We start from the raw sequence: 16903 nt of genomic DNA on the forward strand, positions 1-16903 counted from the left end.
GAGCCCCCGCGAGCCACCCGCGCGGCACCAGAGACCCCACCGGAAGCCAACGCACCACGCGTCGCACCCCCAGCGGAGTCCGAGACCTCACCAGCGGCCGACACACCACGAGCTGCCGAACCCGCACCCGAGCCCGAAGCCCTACCGGACGCCGAGCCCCCGCGAGCCTGCGAACCGCCACCGGAGCCCGAGGCCTCGCCGGACGCCGAACGCGCGTCGGAAGCCGTCTCCCCGCTGGCCGTGGTCGCCGCCTGCTGTTCCGGCCGGCCGCCTCGGGCCGCCTGACGGGCGCGGGCCAAGGAGGCCGTGCGGTCCAGGGCCGAGTCGGCCTCGGACGCCGCACGGTCACCCGATCGGCCGAGCCCGGCCTGCGCCCCCTGCGTGGCCGTACCGCCCCGTTCGGCCCGCGCGGCCTCCGCCGTGCCCGGCGTCTCCCGGGACTCTGCCCGTCGGCCGGCCTCCTCGGGCCGGGTCGGATCGTCGGTTGCCCCGACCTGGCCCGGTCCCCCTTCGGGGTGGGTGCCGGGGGCGTCGGGCCCTTCTGCAGCCAGCGGCTTTTTCGGCGGCACGCCTTCGTTCGGCTGCTGCGGCTGCGGCTCGTCGCTCATGTCGTGCACGGACTCCTGTTTCGCGTCGTACGTTCCTGTACGCCTCGTACGCTTCTGCGCCCCCCGTTTGAAGACTCTCGCACCTGGCGTTCCGTTCCCGGATTCGAGCACGCTTCGGGCACGAAATTGCGTGGCCGGCCGCCGGGCCCGGGGACTAGGCTCCTGCGCTTCGGTGTCGAGCGGTCCCGGGAGGTGGACTGGCGTGGGCGCGGGACGGTTGTACGTGGCCGTCGCGGCGGGGGGATTCAGACGGTACGCGACGTATCGGGCCGCCACTGCGGCAGGGGTGTTCACCAACACCGTCTTCGGACTGATCCTCGTCTATACGTACCGGGCGCTGTGGGACGAGCGTCCGCACCTCGGCGGGTGGGATCAGGCGCAGGTCGTGACGTATGTGTGGCTGGGGCAGGCGTTCCTGTCGACGCTCGCGATCGGCGGCGGTGGCGTCGAGAACGAGTTGATGGAACGCATCCGTACGGGGGACGTGGCGATCGACCTGTACCGGCCCGCCGATCTGCAGATGTGGTGGCTGGCGACGGATCTGGGCCGGGCGTTCTTCCAGTTGGTGGGGCGGGGGATGCTTCCGTTCGTGTTCGGTGCCCTGTGCTTTCCGGTGTACCTGCCGACGGACGTGGGCACCTGGGCCGCCTTCTTCGTGGCCGTGCTTCTGGCGATGATCGTCGGGTTCGGCATCCGGTACCTGGTGGCGCTCAGCACGTTCTGGTTCCTGGACGGTACCGGTGTGACGCAGATGTCATGGCTGGTCAGCTACTTCTGCTCGGGCATGCTGCTGCCGCTGAACCTCTTCCCGGGGGCCCTCGGCGAGATCGTGCGGGCGCTGCCGTGGTCCTCGCTGCTCCAGGCGCCGGCCCAGGTTCTGCTGGGGCATGCGGACCCGCTGGGCACGTATGTGTTCCAGGGGGCGTGGGCGGTTGCGCTGCTGGGTGCGGGACGGCTGGTGCAGTCGGCGGCGACGCGCAGGGTGGTGGTCCAGGGTGGGTGAGACCGGCACAGGACGGGTGCGGGAGGGGGTGCGGGCGTATCGGATGATTGCCGGGATGTGGATCAGGTCCACCATGGCCTACCGCGCCTCGTTCCTGATGACCACGTTCGGCAACTTCTCGGCGACCCTGCTCGACTTCGTCGGGATCATGCTGATGTTCTCGCGGGTGGACGCGCTGGGCGGCTGGTCGCTGCCCGAGGTGGCATTCCTGTACGGCCTGTCCGGGGTGGCCTTCGGGGTTGCCGATCTGGTGATCGGGTCGATGGAGCGGCTGGGGCGGCGGGTGCGCGACGGCACGCTGGACACGCTGCTGGTGCGGCCGGCGCCGGTGCTGGCCCAGGTGGCGGCGGACCAGTTCGGCCTGCGCAGGCTGGGCCGGGTGGTGCAGGGTCTGCTGGTGCTCACCTGGGCGGTGGCCCGGCTGGACATCGACTGGACGCCGTTGAAGCTGCTGCTGATGCCGGTGGCCCTGGTGAGCGGCTGCGGGATCTTCTGCGCGGTGTTCGTGGCGGGGGCGGCGTTCCAGTTCCTGGCGTCGGACGCCTCGGAGGTGCAGAACGCCTTCACCTACGGCGGTACGACGCTGCTGCAGTATCCGCCGACGGTGTTCGCGAAGGAGCTGGTGCGCGGGGTGACGTTCGTGCTGCCGCTGGCCTTCGTCAACTGGCTGCCCGCGACCTATGTGCTGGGGCGGCCGTATCCGCTGGGGCTGCCCGATTGGCTGGCGTTCGCCCCGCCGCTGGTGGCGGTGGGGTGCTGCGCGCTGGCGGGGCTGGCCTGGCGGGCGGGACTTCGTTCGTATCGGAGTACAGGGAGCTAGCGCGGTGGCGGACGGCGGTTTCATCTCACCGGAGAAGGATTTCATCGCACTTGAGGGGGTCGAGAAGGTCTTCGAGGTGCGCAGGAAGACCGGGTTCCTGAAACGGGAGCGGCGCGAGGTGCGGGCGGTGGACTCGATCTCGTTCACGGTGGCGCGCGGGGAGATGGTCGGGTACATCGGGCCGAACGGCGCCGGGAAGTCGACCACGATCAAGATGCTGACGGGCATTCTGACGCCGAGCGCGGGCACGCTGCGGGTGGCGGGCATCGATCCGTCGCGGGAGCGGCGGCGGCTCGCGCACCGGATCGGGGTGGTGTTCGGGCAGCGTACGACCCTGTGGTGGGACCTGCCGCTGATCGACTCCTACCGGCTGGCGCACCGCATGTACCGGATTCCTGAGGCCCGTTACCGCGAGAACCTGGACCGGTGCGTGGAACTGCTGGAGCTGGGCGCCCTGTTGGACGTGCCGGTACGGCAGCTCTCGCTCGGGCAGCGGATGCGCGGGGACATCGCGGCGGCCCTGCTGCACGACCCGGAGGTACTGTACCTGGACGAGCCGACGATCGGCCTGGATGTCGTGTCGAAGGCGAAAGTCCGGGGCTTTCTGCGGGAGTTGAACGCCGAGCGGGGCACGACCGTGCTGCTGACCACGCACGATCTGCAGGACATCGAGCAGTTGTGCTCACGGGTGATGGTGATCGACCACGGCCGGCTGGTGTACGACGGTCCGCTCGCGGGGCTGCACGAGGCCGGGGAGAGCGAGCGGACGCTGGTGGTGGACCTGGAGCGGGAACTGCCGCCGGTGGAGGTCCCGTCGGCGCGGGTGGTGCGGGTGGAGGGGCCGCGGCAGTGGCTGGCGTTCCCGGCGGGGCAGTCGGCGGCGCCGCTCGTCGCGTATCTCGCGGCGGAGTATCCGCTGGTGGACCTGTCGGTGCGGGAGCCCGACATCGAGGCGGTCATCGCCAAGATGTACGCGGAGAAGGCGGTCTCGTAGGCTTCTGCCATGACCGACGACGCAGTCCCGGACCTCCGGGCGTCCGACAGCGACCGGGAACGGGTCGCCGAGGTCCTGCGGGACGCGCTGGCCGAGGGCCGGCTCGACATGGCGGAGTTCGAGGAGCGGTTGGAGGCGACGTACAAGGCGCGTACCTACGGCGAGTTGGCGCCGCTCACCCGTGATCTGCCGACGGCCGGTACCGTGCCGCCGGCCGCTCCCGTGTCATTCACCAAGGAACCAGTGCAGGGCGGGAGTTGGGCGGGCCGGATCGTCGGGGGCGAGGGGTCCTCGGCGGGTGCGGTCGCCATCATGTCCGGGTTCCGGCGCAAGGGCCGCTGGACGGTGCCGAGGCAGTTCACCTGCCTGGCGTTCTGGGGCGGCGGCGAGATCGACCTGCGGGAGGCGGACTTCGCGGACCGCGAGGTCGTGATCAACTGCGTGGCGATCATGGGCGGGGTGCAGGTCATCGTGCCGCCGGGCGTCGAGGTCGTCGTCCGCGGCACAGGCGTGATGGGCAGCTTCGACCACCCGAGGCACGAGGAGCCCGAGCCGGGCGCTCCGCGCGTGGTCGTCGGGGGCTTCGCGTTCTGGGGCGAGGTGGCGGTGACCCGCAAGGTCACGCGGGCGGAGCGGCTCCGGCTGAAGGAGCAGCGCCGCCAGGAGAAGCTGGAGCGGCGCCGGGACGGGGAGTACTGATACGGCCCCGTGCCGTCGGGGTCACTTCGTGCAGACCTTGGTCAGTTCACCGGCCGCGTCCGTCACGGGGCTCACATCCGGCGTCCTATCCCCGTTCTTGATGGCCGTGCGCACGTTGTCCACGGCCTTGTTCAGGTCGTCGACCGCCGTGTTGACATCGGCGTTGTCGGTCTTGTCGCCGATCTTCTCCAGGTTCTTCTCGATGGAGTCGAGGGAGGCGTCCGCCTGGGTCGGATCGTTCGCGGCGTTCTCCACGGCCTGCTGGAGGTCGGTGACGCTGTCGGCGATGGAGTCGGCGGTCTGCACGCAGTCCAGCGCCTTGTTCACGGCGTCGCAGCCGGTGGCGAGGCCGGTGGTGAGCGCGGCGAGCGCCACTGCGGCGACGGCGGTGAGACGGCGTCGGCTGACGGCCATGGTGGTGTTTCCCTCCCCTGGTAGGGCCCCTACGGCCCGGTACGGCTGCCGTACCCCTAGGACGCCGGGACGGGCGCGCGGGTTGCCCACGCGCGCCCGTCGTTTTGATCCGCCCTTTACCCCGTGGTCCGCGCCTACTTCGCGAGCGTGGCTTCGAGGGCCGCGCGCTGGTGGGTGGTGAGTTCGGCGCAGCCGGTGACGGCGAGGTCGAGCAGGGCGTTCAGTTCCTCGCGGGCGAAGGGCTCGGCCTCGGCGGTGCCCTGGACCTCGACGAAGCGGCCGTCGCCGGTGCAGACGACGTTCATGTCGGTCTCGGCGCGCACGTCCTCCTCGTAGCAGAGGTCGAGCAGCGGGACGCCGCCGACGATGCCGACGGAGACGGCGGAGACGGTGCCGGTGAGCGGCTGCCGGCCGGCCTTGATCAGCTTCTTGCCCTGGGCCCAGGCGACGGCGTCGGCGAGGGCGACGTAGGCGCCGGTGATCGCGGCGGTGCGGGTGCCACCGTCGGCCTGGAGGACGTCGCAGTCGAGGACGATGGTGTTCTCGCCGAGCGCCTTGTAGTCGATGACGGCGCGCAGCGAGCGGCCGATGAGCCGGGAGATCTCGTGGGTACGGCCGCCGATCTTGCCCTTGACGGACTCGCGGTCGCCGCGGGTGTTGGTGGCGCGGGGCAGCATGGCGTACTCCGCGGTGACCCAGCCCTCGCCGCTGCCCTTGCGCCAGCGCGGGACGCCCTCGGTCACGGAGGCGGTGCAGAACACCTTGGTGTCGCCGAAGGAGACGAGGACGGAGCCCTCGGCGTGCTTGCTCCAGCCGCGTTCGATGGTGACCGGGCGGAGCTGTTCGGGGGTACGGCCGTCGATGCGAGACATGGCAAGGAGCCTAGCCGTACCTGTGGAAGGGGCTCCTCCCGCATCGGGAAGAGCCCCTTTGGGGGTGAGCCGGTGGGGCTCACATCATGTCTTCGATCTCCGCGGCGATCGGGTCGGCGTCGGTGCCGATGACGACCTGGATGGCCGTGCCCATCTTGACGACGCCGTGGGCGCCGGCGGCCTTCAGGGCGGCCTCGTCGACCAGGGAGGGGTCGGACACCTCGGTGCGCAGCCGGGTGATGCAGCCCTCGATCTCCTCGATGTTGTCGATACCGCCGAGGCCGGCGACGATCTTCTCAGCCTTGCTGGCCATGTTCCTTCTCCCTGATCCGAACCGCTTTGTCGCAGTAACCCACAGTTGGCCCATCTTCGCGAGCGGTCATGCCGTGCGTGCCGAATGATGGCGATCACGACAGCGGAACCGTCCGCCGACTGGTCTACACCACAGGGGGTACGGTCGCCAAACCGCGTCCGAGTCGAGTGGCCGGGAGGACGCCATGAGTGCCGAGAGCGCGCCCGCGGCCGGCACGGCCGGCCCGGCGCGGGAACGCTGGAACCGCCTGTTCCAGGGCCTGCAGAAGATGGGGCGCAGTCTGCAGCTGCCGATCGCGGTGCTGCCGGCGGCGGGCATCCTGAACCGGCTCGGCCAGCCGGACGTGTTCGGCGACCAGGGCCTGGGCTGGACGGACGTCTCCAGGGTGATGACGGGCGCGGGCGGCGCGCTGCTCGACGGGTCCCTCGGTCTGCCGCTGTTGTTCTGCGTGGGCGTGGCGATCGGCATGGCGAAGAAGGCGGACGGCTCGACGGCGCTGGCCGCGGTGGCGGGCTTTCTCGTCTATTACGGGGTGCTGCACCAGTTCCCGAAGTCCTGCCCCGGCGGTTCCAAGGCGATCCCGCAGGTCGGCTGTCAGGTGAGCGTCGGTGCGGGCACGGGTTCGGTGACGCCGTTCACCTTCCAGAACCCGGGCGTCTTCGGCGGCATCGTGCTGGGCCTGCTGGCCGCCTTCCTGTGGGCCCGCTACCACCGCACCAGGCTGGTGGACTGGCTGGGCTTCTTCAACGGCCGCCGACTGGTGCCGATCATCATGGCGTTCGTCGCCATCGCCTTCGCGGCGCTGTGCCTGTGGGTCTGGCCGCCGGTCGGTGCCGGACTGGAGAGCTTCAGCCGCTGGCTGCGGGACATCGGGTCCTGGGGCGCGGGTGTCTTCGGGCTCGCCAACCGGGCGCTGCTCGTGTTCGGCGTGCACCAGTTCCTGAACGTGCCCATCTGGTTCCAGTTCGGCAGTTACACCAAGCCGGACGGCACGGTGGTGCACGGCGACATCAACATGTTCCTGGCCGGGGACCCGCACGCGGGCCAGTTCACCTCGGGCTTCTTCCCGATCATGATGTTCGCGCTGCCGGCCGCCGCGCTGGCGATGACCCACTGCGCCAAGCCGCACCGCCGCAAGGAGGTCGGCGGTCTGATGCTGTCGGTGGCGCTGACGTCGTTCGTCACCGGCATCACCGAGCCGATCGAGTACTCGTTCCTGTTCATCGCGCCGCTGCTCTACGCGTTCCACGCCGTGTTCACCGGTGTCTCGATGGCGGTGACCTGGGCGCTCGGGGTGCACGACGGGTTCAGCTTCTCGGCCGGGCTGATCGACTACGTCATCAACTGGCACCTGGCGACGAAACCATGGCTGATCATCCCGATCGGCCTGTGCTTCGCGGCGGTCTACTACGTCGTCTTCCGCCTGGCGATCACGAGGTTCGACCTGAAGACACCGGGCCGTGAGCCGGAGGACGAGGTCGAGGACGTCACCAAAGCGTGACTCCCGTAGCACACCGCCACGCCGCGTAGCGCACCGGTAGCGGATTTCGTGGTTCCTTATCCCGCCTTCATCGTGCTAAAAACAGGTCTACACCACTGAGTGGTGTAGACCACCACCGATGGAGGAACCATCCATGAGCACCGCCACCGCGACGGCGGCTCCCGCGAAGAAGCGGGGATCCGGCCTGTTCCAGGGCCTGCAGAAGGTCGGCCGCAGCCTGCAGCTCCCCATCGCCGTACTGCCGGCGGCGGGCATCCTCATGCGCCTCGGCCAGCCCGACGTGCAGGCGAAGCTCCACCTTCCCACGAATGTTGCGAAGGTGTTCGCCGGTGCCGGCGGCGTCCTGTTCGACAGCTCGTTCGGCCTGCCGCTGCTGTTCTGCATAGGCGTGGCGATCGGCTTCGCCAAGAAGGCCGACGGGTCGACGGCGCTGGCCGCCGTGGTGTCCTTCCTCACCTACTACGCGGTGATCCACCAGTTCCCGATCACGGACGGGCACGAGGGCGCCACCTACACCCCGGTCGCCCCCTTCGGTGGGTTCTGGCAGAAGGGGCACGAGGCCGCCCAGGCCGCCACCTTCCAGAACCCGGGCGTGCTCGGCGGCATCATCATCGGCCTGCTCACCGCCGTGCTGTGGCAGCGCTACCACCGCAAGAAGCTCGTCGACTGGCTCGGCTTCTTCAACGGCCGCCGGCTGGTGCCGATCATCACCTCCGTCGTCGGCGTAGCCCTCGGTGTCCTGGTGGTCCTCGGCTGGCAGCCGATCGGTGACCAGATCACCAGCTTCGGCAAGTGGATGACCGGCCTCGGTTCCGTCGGTGCCGCCCTCTTCGGCCTCATCAACCGTGCGCTGATCCCGATCGGCATGCACCAGTTCGTCAACTCGGTGGCCTGGTTCCAGATCGGCGACTACACCAACCACGCCGGCACCGTCTTCCACGGCGACCTGCCGCGCTTCTTCGCGGGTGACCCGCACGCCGGTATGTTCATGACCGGTTTCTTCCCGATCATGATGTTCGGTCTGCCGGCCGCCGCCCTGGCCATCGCCCACTCCGCCCGGCCCGAGCGCCGCAAGGCCGTCCTCGGCATGATGACCTCGCTGGCCCTGACCTCGTTCGTCACCGGTGTCACCGAGCCGATCGAGTTCTCCTTCATGTTCATCGCCCCGCTGCTGTACGCCATCCACGCGGTCCTCACCGCGGTGTCGATGGCCGTCACCTGGGGGCTGGGCATGCACATGGGCTTCAGCTTCTCGGCCGGTCTGACCGACGTCTTCTTCAACTGGGGCATCTCCACCAAGCCCTGGCTGCTGATCCCCGTCGGCCTGGTCTTCGCGGCGATCTACTACACGGTCTTCCGCTTCGCGATCACCAAGTTCAACCTCCCCACCCCGGGCCGCGAGCCCGAGGAGGAGGTCGAGGACCTCACCAAGGCCTGACGGCCGGGTCCACCGCACGACCGAGGCCCCCCGGAGCAGCTGCTCCGGGGGGCCTCGGTGTGTCCGTGGGTGTCAGATCTCGTACGTGACCCGCGGCGCGGCCAGCTCCACCGGCCCGGTGAACACCTCGCGCGCGTCACGGACGTTCACCTCCGGATCGGTCCACGGCGGGATGTGAGTGAGCACCAGGCGCCGCGCGCCCGCCCGCGCCGCAGTCTCCCCCGCCTCGCGGCCGTTGAGATGCAGGTCGGGGATGCTCTCCTTGCCGTACGTGAACGCGGCCTCGCACAGGAACAGGTCGGTGTCCCGGGCCAGCTCGTCCAGCGCCTCGGTGACCCCCGTGTCGCCGGAGTACGTCAGCGACCGCCCGCCGTGCTCGACGCGGATGGCGTACGCCTCCACGGGATGGCGGACCCGCTCGGTGTGCACCGTGAACGGGCCGATCTCGAACGTGGACGGCTTGACGGTGTGGAAGTCGAACACCTCGCTCATGGACGAGGCGGAGGGGGTGTCGGCGTAGGCGGTGGTCAGGCGGTGCTCGGTGCCCTCGGGGCCGTAGACCGGGAGGGGGTCGCAGCGGCCGCCGTCGTGGCGGTAGTAGCGCGCGACGAAGTACCCGAGCATGTCGATGCAGTGATCGGCGTGCAGATGGCTCAGGAAGACAGCGTCAAGGTCGTAGAGACCGCAGTGGCGCTGCAACTCGCCCAGGGCGCCGTTGCCCATGTCGAGGAGCAGCCGGAAGCCGTCGGCCTCGACGAGGTAGCTCGAGCAGGCCGATTCCGCGGACGGGAACGACCCCGAGCAGCCGACGACGGTGAGCTTCATGAAGCAGAAACCTCCGTTGGCGGAAAGATCAAAAGGGCAGGAAACGGGGGTCGTGCGGTTTGTCGAGCGTAAGGCGCGAAAGCGCGGGTCGCTCCTCCGCCAGGGGCCGTTGTGGGCGAACTCACCTGTGCTGTCACCGGTTCGGCTGGACCAGGGGCGCATAAGGATTCGCCAAGGGCGCGCAATCCTCGGCGCGCGCCGGTAACGTCGTCGTATGGACACGTCCTGGTGGCTGGCACTCGCGGCGGTGGTACTGCTCGCGCTGGTCGCCACGCTCGTCGACGGCTGGGGACGCGGTCGCCGGTACGCCGGACGGCGCCTGCGGCCGCTCGGCCGCGCGGGCACGCGCCCGGCCAAGGCCGCCCGCCCGGCCCCCGGGGACATCTGGTGGGCGGACGTCCCCTACGAGGACCGCGCCGACGCCAAGGACCGGCCGTGTCTGGTGCTGGCCGTGCGCGGGAACCGGGCCACCGTCGCCAAGATCACCAGCAAGTACCGCGACGAGCGCGCGGGCGTGATCCCCCTGCCGCCGGGCGCGGTCGGCGACGCCCGGGGCCGGCCCAGCTTCCTGGAGACCGACGAGCTGCGCGAGGTGCCGGTCGGCGACTTCCGGCGCCGGGTGGGCGTGGTGGACCCGGTTCTGTGGGACCAGGTACGGCACCTGGCCGGCTGATCACTTCACGTTCACCGTGACCGTCCACTCCTGGATGCCCTTGCAGGACACCTGGCCCGGCGCCGTCGGCTCGGCGCACAGCGGCCGGGAGGACGTCAGTTTCTCGGTGCCGGTGGCCACCGCCTGGTAGGCGGCCGTGGCCTGGCCCGGCAGGATGACGAAGCCCGCGTTGATGCCCTTCAGCGCGCTGCCGCTGGCCATGAGCGGCTTCCAGGGGCGGGACTTGGTGCCCTCCAGGGTGACCCGGACCTCGCCGCCCTTGGCCACGCAGACCGTACGGCCGCTGTCGGAGGCCTTCAGCTGGACGAGGGCGGCGCAGCCGGGGCCGCCCGGGGACGCGGACGGTGACGCCTTGCCGTCACCGCCGCCGGTGTCCTCGCCGCTCTGGGAGCCGCAGCCGGCGAGGAGCAGCGCGGTGGCCGCGAGGGCGCAGAGGGTCGTACGGCGCATGGGGGTTCGCCTTTCTGCCGTGGCCGTGCGGGGCCGGCCGCCTGGTGCAGATGTGACGTACCAGCTGCCAAAAAGGATCCCGCACGCGGACGGATTCCGCGTGCGGGACCACCGTGCTCACCGGTTGTGGATCAGCTGGTCGTCAGGGCGGTGTCGTCCACGACGAAGCTGGTCTGGAGGGAGGAGTCCTCCACTCCGTTGAACTTCAGGGTGACCGTCTGGCCCGCCAGCGAGGACAGGTCGAAGGTCTTCTGCGCGTACCCGGAGTTCGCGTTGACGTTCGAGTAGGTCGCCAGGGTCGTCGAACCGGCGGTCACCGTCAGCTTGTCGTACGCGGTGCTGCCGGTCTCGGCGGTGTCGATGTGCAGGTAGAAGGTGAGCGTGGCCTTGCAGCCGGCCGGGATCGTCACCGACTGGGACAGCGTGTCGGTGTGGGAGGAGCCGTAGCCGTCGAGCCAGGCGTAGTAGGAGCCGCCGTGGGCCGCCTCACCGGTGTCGTTGGTGATGACGCCGCTGGACGCGCTCCAGCCGGTGGCTCCCGACTCGAAGCCCGGGTTGGCCAGCAGCTGGGAGGACGAGCAGGTGCCCCCGGAGGAGCCGACGGTCCAGGTGAAGGAGGCCGAGCCGGAGGCGCCGGTGGAGTCCTTCGCGGTCACCGTGACCTGGTAGGTGCCGGCGGTGGACGCCGTGCCGGAGACCAGGCCGGTGGAGCTGCTGATGGACAGGCCCGTGGGCAGGCCGGTGGCGCTGTAGGTGAGGGCCGCGCCCGCGCTGTCGGTGGCCTGGATCTGCAGGCTGACCGAACCGCCGGTGGTGGTGGACTGGCTGCCGGGGTTGGTGACGGTCACCGTGTTGCCGCTGCTGGAGCCGGCGGTGAAGGCGGTGGTGCCGTTCGGGGTGCCCCAGCCGGTCGGGCCGTCGTAGCCGGTCCGCACGGTGCAGAAGTACGAGGTGGAGCAGGAGCCGTTGGAGCCGCTGGTCACGTCGTACAGGTTGGAGGTGTGGGTGTACGGGTACTTCGCCGGGTAGTCGCTCGCGCCCGGGGTGCCCGCGAGGGCGTAGACGCCGGCGATGATCGGCGCGGAGGCGCTGGTGCCGCCGACGACGCCCCAGCCGGAGCCGCCGTAGGTGTCGTAGACCGCGACGCCGGTGGCCGGGTCGGCGACCGCGGAGACGTCGGCCTCCATGCGCTTGGCGCAGCCGGTGTCGGTCTGCCAGCTCGGCTTCGGGTCGTAGGCGGAGCAGCCGGAGCCGGTGCCCTCGGTGGAGTTGGTGTGCCAGACGGACTCGGTCCAGCCGCGGGAGTTGGTCGAGGTGGTCAGCGCGGTGCCGCCGACGGCCGTCACGTACTGGGAGGTGGCCGGGTACTCGGCGCCGTAGGCGGAGTCACCCGAGGAGACGGTGATGGCGACACCCGGGTGCTTGAAGTACTGGGTGTCCTCGGTGGTCTGGGAGGACGCCTCGGAGCCGCCCCAGCTGTTGGAGACGAACTTGGCGCCCAGCGAGACCGCCTCGTTCTCGGCGATGCCGAGGTCGGTGTCGTTGGCGGAGTTGGCCTCGACCAGGATGATGCTGCAGTTCGGGCAGATGGCGCTGACCATGTCGAGGTCGAGCGCCTCCTCGCCCGCCCAGCCGCTGTCGTTGGCCGGCAGCGAGGTGGTGGAGCCGGTCTGGCTGACCTGCCTGAAGCAGCCGTTGGCCTTGGTGCAGGAGGACAGGCCGTACTGGGCGCGGTAGGTGGCCAGGTCCGACTCGGCGTTGGGGTCGTTGTAGGCGTCGACGATGGCGACGGTCATGCCGGAACCGCCCGTGGTGGGCAGGTTGTAGGCGCTGTGCAGGTTGGCCGGGGAGAGGCCGGAGGGCGCGGCCGCCAGGGCGGCGGCGAGGCGCTGCTTGATGTCCGTGCGGCGCTGGGCGAAGCAGGACGCGTAGCCGGGCTCGGCCTTGGCGCACAGGTGCTCGGTCGGCACCTTCTGGCCGGCCTTGCCGGTGGAGTGGAAGGTCTGCCGCTCGGGGTCGGTCAGCGCCTTGGCGTTCTGCGTGACCTTGGAGGTGTGCGGGTGCGCGCTGGCGGTCTGCGCCCCGGCCGTGGGCGCCGCGACGAGTCCGGCGACGGTGAGGGCGAGGGCGGGGAAGGCGACGGCGAGGAGTCTTCGCAGACTCCGTCTCCGCCGGCTCGGGCGTGACTCACGCATGGGGTACTGCCTCCGGTTGACGTGGGGATGCGCACTGGATTGGCAGGCCCGTGACGCGCGTAGCGGCGGCAGAACCGCGCAGCCATGAGCATGACACTCTCAGACACCTGACAGTCCGCCGGGTGAGCGTTACATGTCAGGTGCGGGAGGAACCTAGCCGTGGCCCCGGGACTACCGGCAGTACTCAAAGAATTTCTTTGCCCTGCCATAGGAATGACTTAGCCCCCTCATAGGAGGGGGCTGGGGCGCGCTTGGCGGGGACCTCGGCGGGGACTACGCCCAGAGCTGGCCCTGCAGCGTCTCGATGGCCTCCTCGGTGGTGGCCGCCGTGTAGACGCCGGTGGACAGGTACTTCCAGCCGCCGTCGGCCACGATGAAGACGATGTCGGCGGACTCCCCCGCCTTGACCGCCTTCCTGCCCACACCGATCGCCGCGTGCAGGGCGGCGCCCGTCGAGACGCCCGCGAAGATGCCCTCCCGCTGCAGCAGTTCCCGGGTGCGGGTGACCGCGTCGGCCGAGCCGACCGAGAAGCGGCTGGTGAGCACCGAGGCGTCGTACAGCTCGGGCACGAAGCCCTCGTCGAGGTTCCTGAGGCCGTACACCAGGTCGTCGTAGCGCGGTTCGGCGGCGACGATCTGCACGCCCGGCCTGTGCTCGCGCAGGTAGCGGCCGACGCCCATCAGGGTGCCGGTGGTGCCGAGACCGGCCACGAAGTGGGTGATCGACGGCAGGTCCGCCAGGATCTCCGGGCCGGTGGTGGCGTAGTGGGCACCGGCGTTGTCCGGATTGCCGTACTGGTAGAGCATCACCCAGTCGGGGTGCTCGGCGGACAGCTCCTTGGCCACGCGCACGGCGGTGTTGGAACCGCCCGCGGCCGGGGAGGAGATGATCTCGGCGCCCCACATGCCGAGCAGGTCCCGGCGCTCCTGCGAGGTGTTCTCCGGCATCACGCACACCATGCGGTAGCCCTTGAGCTTGGCCGCCATGGCGAGGGAGATGCCGGTGTTGCCGGAGGTGGGCTCCAGGATGGTGCAGCCCGGGGTGAGCCGGCCGTCCTTCTCCGCCTGCTCGATCATGTGCAGCGCGGGACGGTCCTTGACCGAGCCGGTGGGGTTGCGGTCCTCCAGCTTGGCCCAGATGCGGACGTCGGGGGACGGCGAGAGCCGCGGCAGGCGCACCAGAGGGGTGTTGCCCACCGCGGCCAGCGGGGAGTCGTAGCGCATCGCTGCTCAGCGGCCGATCAGCGCATGCCGCCGGCGACGGCCGGCAGGATCGTCACGGTGTCGCCGTCGGACAGCTTGGTGTCGATGCCGTCGATGAAGCGCACGTCCTCGTCGTTCAGGTACACGTTGACGAAGCGGCGCAGCTTGCCCTCGTCCACGATGCGGGCCTGGATGCCCGCGTGCCGGGTCTCGAGGTCGGCGAACAGCTCGGCGAGGGTGTTCCCGCCGCCCTCCACCGCCTTCTGGCCGTCCGTGTACGTGCGGAGGATGGTCGGGATGCGGACCTCGATGGCCATGGCTCAGGGCTCCTGTCGGAAGATGTCGTCGGTTCGGTCAGGCGCGCGGCGGCGGCGCGCCGCGGCTCAATGCCAAACGGCGGCAGCGGGGTGGATCAACAGATGGCGCTGTTCAGCCTGCACAGATCGACGTGCAGCCGCGCCACGAGCAGCATGCCCGGCGCCTTCTCGCTCACGTCGTTCAGAACCATGCGCTCATCGTAACGATTCCCGGTCCGGCCATCGGAGTGTGATCTCGCATGCTGGATGAAATCTGACCGCATCGCGGGATCAGTAGGAGTCCACGACCCTGACCTCCTCCTCCGTGACCTCGCCGTCCACGATCCGGAAGGAGCGGAACTGGAACTCGCCGAGGCCGTCGGTGTCGGCGGTGGAGACCAGGACGTAGTGGGCGCCGGGCTCGTTGGCGTAGGAGATGTCGGTGCGCGAGGGGTAGGCCTCGGTGGCGGTGTGGGAGTGGTAGATGACCACCGGGTCCTCGTCGCGGTCGTCCAGCTCGCGGTAGAGCTTGAGCAGGTCGCCCGAGTCGAACTCGTAGAAGGTGGGCGACATCGCCGCGTTCAGCATGGGGATGAAGCGCTCGGGGCGGTCCGCGCCCGCCGGGCCCGCGACGACGCCGCACGCCTCGTCGGGGTGGTCCTTGCGGGCGTGGGCGACGATCTGGTCGTAGAGGGCCTGGGTGATGGTCAGCATGTCCGTCAGGATAAGCAGAAGGGCCGTTCCGTACCGATAGATGGTACGGAACGGCCCATATGCCGGACGTCCTGAGCGGCAGCCGCAGCGGGGCGCCACGAGAGCCCCGTGCGGCCGGACGTCCCTTCGGGGGATGGTCGTCAGCGCTTGCGGAAGGCCGCGGCCTCCGGGTTGCGGCGCTTGAGCACCCAGTAGGAGACGCCGAGGATCGCGGCCCACAGCGGAGCACAGTAAAGCGAGACCCGGGCGTCCTTGTCGATGCCCATGAGCACGATCACCATCAGAATGAACAGCAGCGCGAACACGGACGTGTACGGCGCCCCCGGCGCGCGGAACCCGCTCTGCGGCAGCAGCCCGCGGTCCGCCCTGGCCCGGTAGCGGATCTGGCAGATCAGGATGACGATCCAGGCCCACATGCCGGAGATGGTCGCGAAGGACACCACGTAGTCGAACGCCTTGCCCGGCCACTGGTAGTTGATCCAGACACCGACCAGCATCAGCGCGGCGGAGAACGTCGTGCCGACCAGCGGGGTACCGCTGCGCGTCAGCTTGGTGAAGAACTTCGGGCCCTGGCTGTTGAGCGCCAGGTCACGCAGCATCCGGCCGGTGGAGTACATGCCGGAGTTGCAGGAGGACAGCGCGGCCGTCAGGACGACGAAGTTCACGATGCCGGCGCCGGCGGCCAGGCCCATCTTCTGGAAGGCGGCCACGAACGGGCTCACACCCGGGTGGAAGTTCGTCCACGGCACGACCGACAGGATCATGATCAGCGCGCCGACGTAGAACACGGCGATGCGCCACGGCACGGTGTTGATCGCCTTGGGCAGCACCGTCTTGGGGTCCTTGGACTCGCCCGCGGTGACGCCGACCAGCTCGACGGCGAGGAAGGCGAACATGACCATCTGCAGGGTCATCAGCGTGTTGCCGACGCCGTGCGGGAAGAAGCCGCCGTCGTTCCACAGGTGGCTCACGGACGCGGTGTCGCCCGCGTCGGAGAAGCCGATCGTCAGGATGCCGGCGCAGATCAGGATCATGCCGATGATCGCGGTGACCTTGACCATGGAGAACCAGAACTCCAGCTCACCGAAGAGCTTCACGGAGATCAGGTTGGCGCCGTACAGCACGATCGTGAAGATCAGGGCCGAGACCCACTGAGGGATGTCGAACCAGTACGTCATGTAGGCGGCCGCGGCCGTGACCTCGGTGATGCCGGTGACCACCCAGAACAGCCAGTACGTCCAGCCGGTGACGAAGCCCGCGAAGGGGCCGATGAACTCGCGCGCGTACTCCGAGAACGAGCCCGACACCGGGCGGTACATCAGCAGCTCGCCGAGCGCCCGCATGATCAGGAAGATGACGAGGCCCGCGACGGCGTAGGCCAGGATGAGACTGGGTCCGGCCTTGGAGATGCCCTTGCCCGCGCCGAGGAACAGGCCGGTGCCGATGGCACCGCCGATGGCGATCATCTGGATCTGCCGGGACCCGAGCCCGCGCTGGTATCCCTCGCCGCTCTCGCTGTCGGCCGGCGCGGCGTGCTTGCCGTCGCGATGCTGGTCGACCTGCGCTGAGGTCATGTGTGGTGCGCCTTTCTCCATGCCGATCCGGACCTTTCATCGGCCTCGGATCGGGTTTCGATCCCCCCGGATTGCTGGAGCTGTTGCCTGGCCGACGGTCGTCGGCTCGGTGGCGCACCCGGCCGGACATGGGTGGTGTCGGCCGGGCGGTCGTGAAGATTTATCACGGCCGCAATATTGATCACGGGAACGCGATGTGGCGCATCACACAGGGAAAAGGGCACAAAGAGTGCCCGAATGCGGCAAACCAGGCCGCAACGGTGACGGGATCGTTATCCGGATTTGAGCGTCCGCTGAGCGAACACCCGTGC

Annotated in this window: 18 protein-coding genes; 7 read left to right on the plus strand and 11 right to left on the minus strand. The window is 69.7% G+C overall.

Features of this window, described 5'->3' with window-relative positions; translation table 11 throughout:
* Nucleotides 1-810 precede the first annotated feature (810 nt).
* The 4 genes from ACQPXS_RS19640 to ACQPXS_RS19655 are packed head-to-tail and all read left to right on the plus strand — an operon-like array spanning nucleotide 811 to nucleotide 4124.
* Entirely contained in the window at nucleotides 811-1611 is an 801-nt protein-coding gene (locus tag ACQPXS_RS19640) for an ABC transporter permease (RefSeq protein WP_356309443.1), read from the plus strand.
* Nucleotides 1496-2431 carry an ABC transporter permease gene (locus ACQPXS_RS19645; RefSeq protein WP_433450688.1) on the plus strand — a complete coding sequence of 312 codons (936 nt, stop codon included), beginning with the start codon at nucleotides 1496-1498 and terminating at the stop codon, nucleotides 2429-2431. The genes ACQPXS_RS19640 and ACQPXS_RS19645 overlap by 116 nt, the downstream gene beginning before the upstream one ends.
* A gap of 4 nt (nucleotides 2432-2435) precedes the next feature.
* On the plus strand, nucleotides 2436-3425 hold the full coding sequence (locus tag ACQPXS_RS19650; RefSeq protein ID WP_433450689.1) for an ABC transporter ATP-binding protein: 990 nt from the start codon (nucleotides 2436-2438) through the stop codon (nucleotides 3423-3425).
* Between the two features lie 9 nt (nucleotides 3426-3434).
* Entirely contained in the window at nucleotides 3435-4124 is a 690-nt protein-coding gene (locus tag ACQPXS_RS19655) for a DUF1707 SHOCT-like domain-containing protein (protein ID WP_433450690.1), read from the plus strand.
* Between the two features lie 21 nt (nucleotides 4125-4145).
* Here the strand turns inward: ACQPXS_RS19655 and ACQPXS_RS19660 are convergent, their stop codons facing one another.
* From ACQPXS_RS19660 to ACQPXS_RS19670, 3 genes are all read right to left on the minus strand, one after another.
* Nucleotides 4146-4538, minus strand: a complete 393-nt coding sequence (locus ACQPXS_RS19660; protein ID WP_433450692.1) for a hypothetical protein — start codon at nucleotides 4536-4538, stop codon at nucleotides 4146-4148.
* A 134-nt stretch (nucleotides 4539-4672) separates the two neighbouring features.
* Nucleotides 4673-5410, minus strand: coding sequence for a ribonuclease PH (rph, locus tag ACQPXS_RS19665; protein WP_351809875.1), 738 nt, complete (start codon nucleotides 5408-5410; stop codon nucleotides 4673-4675).
* A gap of 79 nt (nucleotides 5411-5489) precedes the next feature.
* Nucleotides 5490-5723, minus strand: coding sequence for a glucose PTS transporter subunit EIIB (locus tag ACQPXS_RS19670; RefSeq protein ID WP_030782705.1), 234 nt, complete (start codon nucleotides 5721-5723; stop codon nucleotides 5490-5492).
* 184 nt (nucleotides 5724-5907) lie between these two features.
* Between ACQPXS_RS19670 and ACQPXS_RS19675 the strand changes: the two genes are divergently transcribed.
* Together ACQPXS_RS19675 and ACQPXS_RS19680 are read left to right on the plus strand one after the other, a co-directional pair.
* Complete coding sequence (locus ACQPXS_RS19675) at nucleotides 5908-7224, plus strand: PTS transporter subunit EIIC (RefSeq protein ID WP_433450693.1); 1317 nt, start codon at nucleotides 5908-5910, stop codon at nucleotides 7222-7224.
* Between the two features lie 133 nt (nucleotides 7225-7357).
* Nucleotides 7358-8662, plus strand: coding sequence for a PTS transporter subunit EIIC (locus ACQPXS_RS19680; RefSeq protein WP_399172344.1), 1305 nt, complete (start codon nucleotides 7358-7360; stop codon nucleotides 8660-8662).
* 72 nt (nucleotides 8663-8734) lie between these two features.
* On the opposite strand, the gene ACQPXS_RS19685 is transcribed toward ACQPXS_RS19680, so the two are convergent.
* Nucleotides 8735-9487, minus strand: a complete 753-nt coding sequence (locus tag ACQPXS_RS19685) for an MBL fold metallo-hydrolase (RefSeq protein ID WP_433450694.1) — start codon at nucleotides 9485-9487, stop codon at nucleotides 8735-8737.
* Between the two features lie 214 nt (nucleotides 9488-9701).
* On the opposite strand from ACQPXS_RS19685, the gene ACQPXS_RS19690 reads away from it, so the two are divergent.
* Nucleotides 9702-10160, plus strand: a complete 459-nt coding sequence (locus ACQPXS_RS19690) for a type II toxin-antitoxin system PemK/MazF family toxin (RefSeq protein WP_351809887.1) — start codon at nucleotides 9702-9704, stop codon at nucleotides 10158-10160.
* Here the strand turns inward: ACQPXS_RS19690 and ACQPXS_RS19695 are convergent, their stop codons facing one another.
* The 7 genes from ACQPXS_RS19695 to ACQPXS_RS19725 form a co-directional block, all read right to left on the minus strand.
* Nucleotides 10161-10610, minus strand: coding sequence for a hypothetical protein (locus ACQPXS_RS19695; protein WP_433450695.1), 450 nt, complete (start codon nucleotides 10608-10610; stop codon nucleotides 10161-10163).
* 131 nt (nucleotides 10611-10741) lie between these two features.
* Nucleotides 10742-12805 carry a putative Ig domain-containing protein gene (locus ACQPXS_RS19700; RefSeq protein ID WP_433450696.1) on the minus strand — a complete coding sequence of 688 codons (2064 nt, stop codon included), beginning with the start codon at nucleotides 12803-12805 and terminating at the stop codon, nucleotides 10742-10744.
* 273 nt (nucleotides 12806-13078) lie between these two features.
* Complete coding sequence (locus tag ACQPXS_RS19705) at nucleotides 13079-14029, minus strand: PLP-dependent cysteine synthase family protein (RefSeq protein WP_433450697.1); 951 nt, start codon at nucleotides 14027-14029, stop codon at nucleotides 13079-13081.
* Nucleotides 14030-14046: 17 nt separating this feature from the next.
* Nucleotides 14047-14325 (minus strand): MoaD/ThiS family protein, encoded by a 279-nt coding sequence (locus tag ACQPXS_RS19710; RefSeq protein WP_351809899.1) that lies wholly within the window; start codon nucleotides 14323-14325, stop codon nucleotides 14047-14049.
* A gap of 95 nt (nucleotides 14326-14420) precedes the next feature.
* Complete coding sequence (locus ACQPXS_RS19715) at nucleotides 14421-14516, minus strand: putative leader peptide (protein WP_023550193.1); 96 nt, start codon at nucleotides 14514-14516, stop codon at nucleotides 14421-14423.
* 79 nt (nucleotides 14517-14595) lie between these two features.
* Entirely contained in the window at nucleotides 14596-15018 is a 423-nt protein-coding gene (locus ACQPXS_RS19720) for a M67 family metallopeptidase (protein WP_351809903.1), read from the minus strand.
* Nucleotides 15019-15158: 140 nt separating this feature from the next.
* Nucleotides 15159-16592, minus strand: a complete 1434-nt coding sequence (locus ACQPXS_RS19725; protein ID WP_433450698.1) for an amino acid permease — start codon at nucleotides 16590-16592, stop codon at nucleotides 15159-15161.
* Nucleotides 16593-16903: the final 311 nt, after the last annotated feature.

Source organism: Streptomyces sp. CA-142005, assembly GCF_050942335.1.
Classification (GTDB): Bacteria; Actinomycetota; Actinomycetes; order Streptomycetales; family Streptomycetaceae; genus Streptomyces.

Bases quoted from the DNA above. Each gene is read 5' to 3' on its own strand.
- rph (WP_351809875.1), bottom strand. From the start codon at position 5,410: ATGTCTCGCATCGACGGCCGTACCCCCGAACAGCTCCGCCCGGTCACC.
- ACQPXS_RS19710 (WP_351809899.1), bottom strand. From the start codon at position 14,325: ATGGCCATCGAGGTCCGCATCCCGACCATCCTCCGCACGTACACGGAC.
- ACQPXS_RS19685 (WP_433450694.1), bottom strand. From the start codon at position 9,487: ATGAAGCTCACCGTCGTCGGCTGCTCGGGGTCGTTCCCGTCCGCGGAA.
- ACQPXS_RS19655 (WP_433450690.1), top strand. From the start codon at position 3,435: ATGACCGACGACGCAGTCCCGGACCTCCGGGCGTCCGACAGCGACCGG.
- ACQPXS_RS19695 (WP_433450695.1), bottom strand. From the start codon at position 10,610: ATGCGCCGTACGACCCTCTGCGCCCTCGCGGCCACCGCGCTGCTCCTC.
- ACQPXS_RS19700 (WP_433450696.1), bottom strand. From the start codon at position 12,805: ATGCGTGAGTCACGCCCGAGCCGGCGGAGACGGAGTCTGCGAAGACTC.
- ACQPXS_RS19675 (WP_433450693.1), top strand. From the start codon at position 5,908: ATGAGTGCCGAGAGCGCGCCCGCGGCCGGCACGGCCGGCCCGGCGCGG.
- ACQPXS_RS19670 (WP_030782705.1), bottom strand. From the start codon at position 5,723: ATGGCCAGCAAGGCTGAGAAGATCGTCGCCGGCCTCGGCGGTATCGAC.
- ACQPXS_RS19680 (WP_399172344.1), top strand. From the start codon at position 7,358: ATGAGCACCGCCACCGCGACGGCGGCTCCCGCGAAGAAGCGGGGATCC.
- ACQPXS_RS19705 (WP_433450697.1), bottom strand. From the start codon at position 14,029: ATGCGCTACGACTCCCCGCTGGCCGCGGTGGGCAACACCCCTCTGGTG.
- ACQPXS_RS19720 (WP_351809903.1), bottom strand. From the start codon at position 15,018: ATGCTGACCATCACCCAGGCCCTCTACGACCAGATCGTCGCCCACGCC.
- ACQPXS_RS19645 (WP_433450688.1), top strand. From the start codon at position 1,496: ATGCGGACCCGCTGGGCACGTATGTGTTCCAGGGGGCGTGGGCGGTTG.
- ACQPXS_RS19660 (WP_433450692.1), bottom strand. From the start codon at position 4,538: ATGGCCGTCAGCCGACGCCGTCTCACCGCCGTCGCCGCAGTGGCGCTC.
- ACQPXS_RS19715 (WP_023550193.1), bottom strand. From the start codon at position 14,516: ATGGTTCTGAACGACGTGAGCGAGAAGGCGCCGGGCATGCTGCTCGTG.
- ACQPXS_RS19690 (WP_351809887.1), top strand. From the start codon at position 9,702: ATGGACACGTCCTGGTGGCTGGCACTCGCGGCGGTGGTACTGCTCGCG.
- ACQPXS_RS19725 (WP_433450698.1), bottom strand. From the start codon at position 16,592: ATGACCTCAGCGCAGGTCGACCAGCATCGCGACGGCAAGCACGCCGCG.